The 10,012-nt window shown below is 71.3% G+C and carries 9 protein-coding genes; 5 read left to right on the forward strand and 4 right to left on the reverse strand.

Features of this window, described 5'->3' with window-relative positions:
• The 5 genes from PHA29_RS09840 to PHA29_RS09860 form a co-directional block, all read left to right on the forward strand.
• Nucleotides 1-680 (forward strand): anti-sigma-I factor RsgI family protein (locus PHA29_RS09840; protein ID WP_456298734.1); only part of this gene is annotated, 680 nt, incomplete at its 5' end.
• A gap of 243 nt (nucleotides 681-923) precedes the next feature.
• A complete protein-coding gene (locus PHA29_RS09845; RefSeq protein ID WP_270849441.1) occupies nucleotides 924-1,910 on the forward strand; it encodes a PepSY domain-containing protein in 987 nt (328 codons plus the stop codon).
• Nucleotides 1,911-2,035: 125 nt separating this feature from the next.
• Nucleotides 2,036-2,575, forward strand: a complete 540-nt coding sequence (locus PHA29_RS09850; protein WP_270405824.1) for a MarR family winged helix-turn-helix transcriptional regulator — start codon at nucleotides 2,036-2,038, stop codon at nucleotides 2,573-2,575.
• On the forward strand, nucleotides 2,568-4,460 hold the full coding sequence (locus PHA29_RS09855; RefSeq protein ID WP_270849442.1) for an ABC transporter ATP-binding protein: 1,893 nt from the start codon (nucleotides 2,568-2,570) through the stop codon (nucleotides 4,458-4,460). The genes PHA29_RS09850 and PHA29_RS09855 overlap by 8 nt, the downstream gene beginning before the upstream one ends.
• Entirely contained in the window at nucleotides 4,450-6,408 is a 1,959-nt protein-coding gene (locus tag PHA29_RS09860; RefSeq protein ID WP_270849443.1) for an ABC transporter ATP-binding protein, read from the forward strand. Before PHA29_RS09855 ends, PHA29_RS09860 begins: the two co-directional genes overlap by 11 nt.
• A gap of 122 nt (nucleotides 6,409-6,530) precedes the next feature.
• Here PHA29_RS09860 and yihA read toward each other — a convergent pair whose 3' ends face one another.
• The 4 genes from yihA to thrB all read right to left on the reverse strand — a co-directional run bounded on the left by yihA (nucleotide 6,531) and on the right by thrB (nucleotide 9,925).
• Nucleotides 6,531-7,187 (reverse strand): ribosome biogenesis GTP-binding protein YihA/YsxC, encoded by a 657-nt coding sequence (yihA, locus tag PHA29_RS09865; protein WP_270849444.1) that lies wholly within the window; start codon nucleotides 7,185-7,187, stop codon nucleotides 6,531-6,533.
• An 18-nt stretch (nucleotides 7,188-7,205) separates the two neighbouring features.
• Complete coding sequence (locus tag PHA29_RS09870; RefSeq protein WP_270849446.1) at nucleotides 7,206-8,039, reverse strand: 5'-methylthioadenosine/S-adenosylhomocysteine nucleosidase; 834 nt, start codon at nucleotides 8,037-8,039, stop codon at nucleotides 7,206-7,208.
• Between the two features lie 123 nt (nucleotides 8,040-8,162).
• A complete protein-coding gene (locus tag PHA29_RS09875; protein ID WP_270849447.1) occupies nucleotides 8,163-8,828 on the reverse strand; it encodes a DUF1648 domain-containing protein in 666 nt (221 codons plus the stop codon).
• A gap of 215 nt (nucleotides 8,829-9,043) precedes the next feature.
• Nucleotides 9,044-9,925, reverse strand: a complete 882-nt coding sequence (gene thrB / locus PHA29_RS09880) for a homoserine kinase (RefSeq protein ID WP_270405507.1) — start codon at nucleotides 9,923-9,925, stop codon at nucleotides 9,044-9,046.
• Between the last annotated feature and the right edge of the window lie 87 nt (nucleotides 9,926-10,012).

Here is a 10,012-nt window from a genome sequence, read left to right on the forward strand (position 1 = left end):
CGCGCCGCGTCGCGCGCTGGATCGCCGCCGCGGCGTGCCTGTGCGCCGTCCTGCTGGGCGGGTTCGCGTTCTGGCAGACCCCGCTCGGCACGGTGCATCTGCAGATCAACCCCGAGGTGGACGTGGCGGTGAACCGCTTCGACCGCGTGGTGGGCCTCACCGGGGTCAACGATGACGGCGAGGCGCTCGTCGAGGGGTACCGGTTCTACGGCAAGGACGCCGCCGCGGTCGCGGAGGAGCTCGCCGACCGCGCGACGGAGATGGGCTTCCTCCTCGAGGGGGGCACGGTCGCGGTCGATGTGACCTCGGACGACGAGGGCTGGCGCACGGCGCTCGAGGACCGGGTCATCGCCGATCTGACCGGGCACCTGGGGTCCGCGGCGACCGTGGGCCGCGCGGCCGACCTGGCGGCGCAGCGGGCCGCCGAGCAGGAGGCCGCCGAGGCGAACGAGGTGGTCATCGAGCTCACGCCCGTCGAGCCGGAGGCGCCCGCCGAGCCCGCGGCGCCGGTCGAGCAGGCCCCCGTGCAGTCGGCGCCCTCCCCGGCGCCCTCGTACGACGATGACGGGGACGACGATACGGGCGGCTGGTCGGATGCCGACGACGGGGACAGCGGATACGACGACGGCGGCGACGCGGACAGCGGGTACGGCGACGTCGACGATGACGGGGACGACTGACCCGCCCGCTCCCGCCGGTCACCGGCCCGCGCGTTTCCGCTGACAGCCGGCCCGCCCCCTCCGGCGGCCCATCCGCTCCCTCGGGCGGGTGGGCCGCCTCCCCTTGACGACCGGCCCGCCCGCTCCCGAATCGCGTATTTCGAAAAAATATCCGCCCCCCCCCGGTTTCCCCCGCCGCTCCTCCGCATCCTACCGATGCCAAGGTAAAGAGGCCGGGGAACCGGCAACCGAAGGAGGACGACGATGAAGCGCGAGAAGAAGTCCACGATGTTCGCGGGCCTGGGGCTGTGCGCGGTGCTGGCCGCCGCCCTGAGCGGCTGCGGGTCCCTGCCGCAGGCCGGTGCGGGGCAGCAGGGCGCCGGCTCGACCGCCGCGGTCGGCAGCATCCTGCTGAGCGTGAACCCCGAGATCGAGGTCGCCTACGACGCCCGGGGCAAGGTCGTCGAGGTCGAGGGCGTGAACGACGACGGCCGCAGCGTGGTGGGCGGTTACGACGGCTACGAGGGCCGTGACACCGGTGCCGTCATGGGCGAGCTGGTGCACGAGATCAGCGACGACGGCTACTTCGACGGCGGCATCAACGGCCGCGAGCGCAACATCGTGCTCAAGATGGCCGACGGTTCGAGCGCCCCCTCCGACGACTTCATGGAGCAGGTCGCCGACAGCGTGCGCACGGCGGCGAGCGGGTGCGGGCTGACGTCGAGCGCGTACGCGCTGGACCGGGACGACCTGGATGACAGCGGCCTGATCGGCATCGAGGCGGCCAAGGAGATCGTCTTGGGCCAGCTGGGCATCGACCCCGCGTCCGCCTCCTTCCGCGACCACGAGTACGAGCTGGACGACGGCGTGTACGAGCTCGAGTTCGTGTACGGGGGCGTCGAGTACGACTACGAGGTCGACGCGCGCACCGGCAAGGTGCTCGAGGCGGACCTCGAGGGCAACGACGACTGGGACGACCGCGACCTGTGGGACGATGACGACGCGGACGACGTCTGGGACGACGACGCCGACGACGCATGGGACGACGATGACGACCGTTCCGCCCACGTGACCGCCCCTGCCGCCTCCGCGCCGCAGCACGCCTACGACGACGATGCGGACGACTGGGACGACGACGGCTGGGATGACGACGGCTGGGACGACGACTGGGACGATGACGACGATGATGACGACTGGGACGATGACGACGATGACGACTGGGATGACGACGGGGACGATGACGACGACTGACGCGGGTCGCCCAGCCTGATGCCCCGACGGGCCGCCCACCCGGGGCGGCCCGTCATCTCGCTTGACACCTGCGTGCGGTGGTCGATACTTGACGTGTCAACCGTTGACGTGTCAAGGAGATGACCGTGGAACAGAAGCGAACGGAGCCGGCCGAGCCGCGGCTCGGCACCTCCCTGGACGACCTCCACATGCGGGTGAGCTTCGCCTACCGCCTCATGCGCAACTGCACGAACGCCACCGCGCGCGAACTCGGCCTCGGCCCCGGCCAGCCGCGCGTGCTGTCCTACATCGCCGCCCACGGCGGCAGCACCCAGCGCGAGATCGCGACGTTCTTCTGCATCGACCCCTCGGCGGTGTCGCGCATGCTCGACAGCCTCGAGCGCGGCGGGTTCATCGCGTGCGTCCCCGGGCGCGACCGCAGGAGCAAGATCGCCGACCTGACCGAGCGCGGGCGCGCCGCCATCGCCGCCTGGGACCGCGAGTGCGCCGAGGTCGAGCGCGTCATGGTGACCGGGTTCTCCGACGCCGAGCGCGACACGCTGTTCGGCCTGCTCGAGCGCGTCGAGGGGAACCTGCGCTCCGAGCTCGCCGCTCGCGGGCGCAGCGCCTCGCTGCCGGGCGAGGAGTACCGCCGCCCCGAGGGTGAGGAGGGACGCCGTGCATGAGTTGAGGCGCATGCTCGCCTACCTCGGCCCCTATCGGCGCGACGCGCTGCTCGGGGCGCTCGCCGTGGCGCTCGAGACCTCCATCGAGCTGGTCATCCCCCTGCTCATGGCCAACATCATCGACCGGGGCATCGTCGAGCGCGACATCCCGGCGATCTTCACCCAGGGGGCGCTCATGCTCGCCTGCGCGCTCGTCGCGCTCGCGCTCGGGCTCGCCTACGCGCGCTTCGCCTCGCGCGTCGCCACGGGCATCGGCGCCAACCTGCGCCGTGCGGAGTACGAGAAGATCCAGACCTTCGCCTTCGGCAACCTGGACCGCTTCCAGACGGCCTCGCTCGTCACCCGCCTCACCACGGACATCACCGTCATCCAGAACGCCTTCGCCAACGGGTTCCGCCCGCTGGTGCGCAGCCCGTTCATCCTCATCATGGGCCTTCTGTACGCCAGTATGCTGAACCTCGAGCTCGCGGGGGTGTTCTTCGTGGTGCTCCCGCTGCTCGGCCTCGCGCTCGGCGTCATCACCTTCCGCGTGCTGCCGCTCTACCGGACGCTCCAGACGGCGATGGACCGTCTGAACGGCGCGGTCCAGGAGGACCTCACCGCCATGCGCGCCGTCAAGGCCTACGTGCGCGAGGACCACGAGCGCGCGGTGTTCGCCGAGGCCAACCGCAACCTCGCCGAGCGCTCGACCACCACCTTCTCCAACGCCGTGCTGAACCTGCCGGTGCATCAGCTGTCGATGTACGTGACGGCCACGGCGGTGCTGTGGATCGGCGGCAACATGATCGTCGCGGGGCGGCTCACCGTGGGCGAGCTCACGAGCTTCATGAGCTACGTCCTCCAGATCATGAACTCCCTCATGATGATCTCCAACGTGTTCCTGCTGCTCACGCGCGCGCTGACGAGCATGCGCCGCGTGACCGAGGTGCTCGACGAGAAGCCCCAGCTCGCGCTGCCCGATCCCGGCGAGGCGGTCCGCGAGGTCGCGGACGGGTCGGTCGAGTTCCGGGGCGTGGACTTCAAGTACCGCGCGGACGCGGAGCACGACGTGCTCGAGGGCATCGACCTCTCCATCCCGAGCGGCGCCACCGTGGGCGTGCTCGGCGGCACGGGCTCGGGCAAGAGCTCGCTCGTGCAGCTCATCTGCCGCCTGTACGACCCGAGCGCCGGCGCGGTGCTCGTGGGCGGGCGCGACGTGCGCTGCTACGACCTGCCCGCGCTGCGCGACGCCGTGGGCATCGTCCTGCAGGCCAACGTGCTGTTCTCGGGGACCATCCGGGACAACCTGCGCTGGGGCGACCCCGAGGCGACGGACGAGGAGCTGCTGCGCGCCTGCGAGCTCGCCTGCGCGGACGAGTTCCTCGACCGCATCGGCGGGCTCGACGGCGAGCTCGGCCAGGGCGGTGCCGGGGTGTCCGGCGGTCAGAAGCAGCGCCTGTGCATCGCGCGCACGCTGCTCAAGCGGCCGCGCGTGCTGATCTTCGACGACTCGACGAGCGCGGTCGACATGGCCACCGAGGCCAAGATCCGGTCGAACCTGGCGCAGATACCGGGGGTCACGGTCATCACCATCGCCCAGCGCATCACCTCCGTGATGGACGCCGACGAGATCTTCGTGATGGACGACGGGCGCATCCACGCGCGCGGCACCCATGCGGAGCTGCTCGCGAACGATACGATCTACCAGGAGATCTACGCGTCCCAGATGGAGCATGCCTCGGACGGGGCGGGTTCGGGGGAGGGCCCCGCGCCCGCCGCGGCCGAGGGCGCCGCCTCGGACGAGCCCCACGGGCCCGCTCCCGCTTCGGCGCGCGGGCTCGAAGCCCCCGCCGCATCGCCCGCACCCGGCTCGCCCGCGGAAGGGGGTGAGCGCGATGGCAGGTAAGATGACCGCCCGCGCCCGCCCGCAGCACCTCGGGCACACCCTGCGCCGGCTGATCGCCTACATGGGCCATGCGCGCCTGTCGCTGCTCGCGGTGGCGGTGCTCGTCTCCATCTCGGCCATCGCCAACCTCGTGGGCACCTACATGGTGCGCCCCGTGGTCAACGCGCTCGAATCGGGCCATGCCGAGCAGCTCCCGGGACTCGTGGCCTTCACCGCCGCGGTCTACGCCGTGGGGGTGCTCTCGGCGTTCGGCTACACGCAGACGATGGTGCGCGCCGCCCAGAAGGTGGTCTACGACATCCGCCGCGACCTGTTCTCCCACATCCAGAAGCTGCCGCTGTCCTACTTCGACCGCATGCGCTCCGGCGACGTCATGAGCTTCTTCACCAACGACGTCGACACCATCGCGGAGGCGCTCAACAACAGCTTCGCCAACCTCGTGCAGGCGACGATCCAGATGGTCGGCACGATGGTCGTGCTGTTCGTGCTCAACTGGCAGCTCACGCTCATCACCGTCGCGTGCGATATCGTCCTGGCGCTGTACGTGCGCTATTCCGGCAGCAGGTCGGGGAGGTTCTTCGCGGCGCAGCAGGCCGCGCTCGGGTCGCTCGACGGCTACGTCGAGGAGATGGTCTCGGGCCAGAAGGTCGTCAAGGTGTTCAACCACGAGGCCGCGAACATGCGGGCGTTCGACACCCGCAACGAGGACCTGCGGCGGTCGGGGGCCTTCGCCCAGCAGTACGCGGCGACCATGGTCCCCGCGACGGTGTGCATCGGCTACGCCAACTACGCGATCGTCGCCGTGGCGGGAGCACTGCTGGCGGTCAACGGCCTGGCGGACGTGGGCGCGCTCGCGAGCTACGTGGTCTTCGTGCGCCAGGCGGCCATGCCCATCAACCAGTTCACCTCGCTCGGGAACTTCCTGCTGAACGCGCTGGCGGGCGCGGAGCGCCTGTTCGCCGCCATGGAGCTCGAGCCCGAGGTGGACGAGGGGCGCGTGACCCTCGAGCGCACCGGAGGGGACTCGTGGGCGTGGCGCGTGCCGGACGGCATGGGCGTCGGCGCGTACGGCAAGCTCGTGCCCGTCGCGGCGGGTGCGTCCTGCGGCGTCGGCGACGCGGGCGGCCGCACGGATGCCGAGCGGTCCGGTGCCGTCGCGCTCAGCACGGCGCCGGCGGAAGACGGGACCCTGCTCGCGGTCGGGTCCATCCCGCTGCGCGGCGACGTGCGCTTCCACGAGGTGGACTTCGGGTACGTGCCCGACCGGCTCGTGCTGAAGGGCCTGAACCTGTTCGCCAAGCCCGGTCAGAAGATCGCCTTCGTGGGGTCGACGGGCGCGGGGAAGACGACGATCACGAACCTCATCAACCGGTTCTACGAGATCGACGCGGGCGAGATCACCTTCGACGGGATCGACGTGCGCCATATCGCCAAGGCGGACCTCCGGCGGAGCCTGGGCATCGTCTTGCAGGACACGCACCTGTTCACGGGCACGATCGCGGAGAACATCCGGTTCGGCAAGCTGGACGCCACCGACGAGGAGGTGCGCGCCGCCGCCGAGGCCGCGTGCGCGGACTCGTTCATCCGCCGCCTGCCCGCGGGGTACGACACCATGGTCACCGCCGACGGCGCGAACCTCTCGCAGGGGCAGCGGCAGCTGCTCGCCATCGCGCGGGTGGCCGTAGCCGACCCTCCCGTGCTCATCCTCGACGAGGCGACCTCGAGCATCGACACGCGAACCGAGAAGCTGATCGAGCGCGGCATGGACCGCATCATGCAGGGGAGGACGACCTTCATGATCGCCCACCGGCTGTCCACGGTGCGCAACGCCGATGCGATCATCGTGCTCGAGCACGGGCGCATCGTCGAGCGCGGCACGCACGAGCAGCTGCTGGAGCAGCACGGCGAGTACTGGGAGCTCTACCAGGGGCTGAAGGAGCTGGATTAGGCCGGTGCCGACGGCCGGTTCGGGGCGAATCGGCCGTCACGTCGAAAGGGTCCGCCCGGACGCGAGCCGGGCGGACCCTGTGTCCGCTTCTGCCGGAAATACCATGCGGGATGCGCGCCGGCCTATGCGGGAAGCCCGTCGGTGTCCGCGGCGCCCGCCCCGTCCTCGGCGGATTCCGCGTCCTCCGGCTCCAGGCAGGCGGCCTCGATCCGGCGCTTGAGCTCGTCGATGCCGAACCCGGTCTGCGAGGAGGTCACGATGATGTCCTCCGCCGGCACCGAGAGCTGCTTGCGGATCGTGGCAAGCTGCCGCCCCTGCTGGCTGCGCGAGAGCTTGTCGGCCTTCGTGAGCGCCACGACGAACGGGTAGCCGCCCTCCTGCAGGAACTCGATCATCTGATGGTCGAGCTTGCTCGGGTCGTGGCGGATGTCCACCAGGGAGACGACCAGGTTGAAGCTGCGCTCCATGTCGAGGAAGTCGAAGATGAGGTCCGCCCAGCGCTCGCGCTCCGCCTTGGAGCGCTGCGCGAACCCGTAGCCGGGGAGGTCGACGAAGTGCACGTCGTCCGCCTCGAAGAAGTTGACGTTGCTCGTCTTGCCCGGCGTGCTCGAGACCTTGACGAGGTTCTTGCGGCCGAACAGCTTGTTCATGATCGAGGACTTGCCGACGTTCGAACGGCCCACGAAGCACACCTCGGGGCAGGTCGACGGCGGGATCTGCGACGTCTTGCCGTAGCTGGCGACGAAGCGGGCCTTCTGGTAGTTGATGGCGTCTGCCATGGGTAACCTCCGGTTCGGTCAGTCGGCGTAGGGGCTGTGCTCGACGAGGCCGAGCTTGGCGGAGAGGCGGCGCACGATGGCGAGGGTGAGGCCGCTCGCGCTGCGGGCGTACTCGTCGAGGTCGAAGGTGCGCTCGCAGAACGCGTCGTAGGCCTCGTCGCAGTTGTCGGAGATGGCGCGCAGCACCAGGCAGTCGATCCCGTTCTTGGCGGCGACGTGGGCGACGGCGGCGCCCTCCATCTCGGCGCAGTCGGCCTGGGTCGCGGCCGTCACCTCGTCGCGCAGCTCGCGCCCGGTGATGAAGCGGTCGCCCGTGGCGATGACGCCGCGCAGGTAGCGGCGGGGCTCGGCGTCCGGGTCGTTGCGGCGGAAGGGGGAGGAGTCGGCGACGGCGCGGGCGGCGGAGCCCTTCGCCGTGCCCGCGTCCCCGAGCCGCGCGTCGACGTACCCGTGCGCGACCAGGGTCTTCTCCGCGAGGTCGACCAGGAAGTCCGTGGAGGCGAACTCCTCGAGATGCGGGGTCGACTCGGCGATGAGCGCGGTGTCGGTATCGATGTAGCGCAGGGTCTCGCCGATCACGACGTCCCCGATGTGCAGCGCGGGGTTGAGCCCGCCCGCGATGCCGGAGAAGATCAGCGCGTTCGCGCCGTAGCGGCTCACGAGGTGCTGCGCCGCCGCGGCCGCGTTGACGGTGCCCATGCCGGCGACGGTGGCCACCAGGTTGAAGCCGTGGTACTCGCCTCCCACGACCTTAAGCCCGGCCTCCTCGGCGACGGTGCCGTGGTCGACCTCGGCGTAGATCTGGCGCACTTCCTTCTCGAGCGCGCCGATGATGGCGATGGTGGGGGTCATGCTCTCTCCCGTCTTCGTGTCGTCTCGCCCCTATGGTAGCAGGCGCCGGCCGTCAGCCGGCGCGATTCGGGACGCGTCCGTTTCCACACATCCCGCCCGACCCGGAGGGGCCGCGCCCGGCGGCTACAGCCAGCGGCGCAGCAGCACGAAGACGAAGGCCATGGCGACGGCGGCGATGACCGCCTGGCAGACCTGGACCGCCGTGCCGCTCAGCACGAAGGCGCACAGGACGCCCATGACCACGCCCGCGAGCGCGAGCACGGCGCCGGAGATGCGGTGCGCGCGGTACTGCTCGCCGAGCAGGGGGTCGTCCTCGGGCATACCGGAGCTGCGCAGGGTGAGCAGGGCGCCGGCCGCCGTGCAGACGAGCGGCACGCCGAGCACCTGCCAGTTGAGGGCCGCGGGCTCCCCGCCGGCCGCCGCGGGGTCGCCCGCCGCGAGGATCCAGCCGACGGTCCCGGCGAGGAGCACGAGGTCGACGGCGCATCCGCTGACGGCCACGACCGCGCGCTCGTTCAGCTCGAGGGAGAGCAGGGACACGGGGTGTTCGGGGTCCGCCAGGCGCGTCCCCGCCAGGAAGACGGCGCCGAGCACGAGCGCTGCGGCCGGGACGGCGAGCATCTCGAGCTTCGAGCCCCAGCGGTCGACGCCCGCGGCGCCCCAGTGCGCCGGGACGGTGTCGGGCAGCTGGCTCCATGCGACGGCCAGCGCCACGGCGGGCGCGAGCGCGAGGAGGACCTGCGCGACGGTCAGGGCGCGGCTGACGGGGCGGGTGGACGGTGCTCTCATGGCGAAGCCTCGATTCGACGGAAGCGGCTGCGGGAACCTCCCCATGATAGCGCGCCCGCGGGCGAGGCCGCTGTGCGCGCTGTGCCGCCGTCCCGCCGGCCCCCCTGCCCGGTCCGCGCCCCCCGTCTGGGCGGTGCGCCGACCGGGCGCGGCGTCCGGCTCCGCGTCCCGTCTCGCCCGTGGGCGGGCAGGGGGGCGCCCTGCCCCGGATGCCGTTACAGGTACTCGATCTGCGCGCCCTCGGTGTCGCAGGTGAGGATCAGGGTCTCGCAGGCCCCGAATCGCTCCTGCAGACGGACCTGGAGGAACTTGGCGACGATCGTGTCGTCGGTCACGGCCATGAGCGTGGAGCCCGAGCCCGAGATCCACATCGTGGCGGCGCCCCCCGCCAGGCACTCGCGGCGGATGTCGTCGTAGTCGGGGATGAGCGCACGGCGGTAGGGCTCCTGAAGGCGGTCGTCGCAGGCGTCGGCGATGAGGCGCGCGTCACCCGTCTCGAGCCCGCGCGTCATGCCGGCGATGCGCCCCATCTGCCAGACCGCCGTCGACAGCGGCACCTGCTGCGGAACGACCTTGCGCGCGTCGCTCGTGTGGACCTCGTAGGGCGGGATGACGGTGAGGAACCGCAGGCGGTCGGAGACCTCGTAGCGCAGGCAGCGCGGGAGCCCGCCCTCGGGCGTGAACGAGCAGACGGCGCCGCCGAGGATCGCCGGGGCGACGTTGTCCGGATGCCCCTCGACCTCGGTGGCGATGCGGACGAGCTCGGCGCGGTCCACGGTGTGGCCGGTGAGCGCCGCCGCGGCCATGATGCCGGCGACCACGCAGGTCGAGCTCGACCCCAGGCCGCGTGCGACCGGCACCTCGGTTGAGATGTCGATGGCGACGGGGAAGGGCTCCTCGCCCCAGGCGCGCAGGGCGTCGACGAACGAGACGTAGACGAGGTTGTCCTCGTTGCGGAACTCCTCCGGGCAGCCGGTGATGGCGAGCTCGTCGGCGCGCTCGAAGGTGAAGTGCGCGTACAGGCTCACGGCCATGCCGAGCGTGTCGTAGCCGATGCCGAGGTTCGCGCTGGTGGCGGGGACGGTGACGCGGATCATGGTTCCTCCTCAGATGGTCGTATGCCTGCGGGCCGGGGCGCCGCGCGGTCGCCTGCGCGGAGCCGGCCCCGGCCGTGCGGCGCCCCG

Source organism: Candidatus Collinsella stercoripullorum (assembly GCF_027669965.1).
Classification (GTDB): domain Bacteria; phylum Actinomycetota; class Coriobacteriia; order Coriobacteriales; family Coriobacteriaceae; genus Collinsella; species Collinsella stercoripullorum.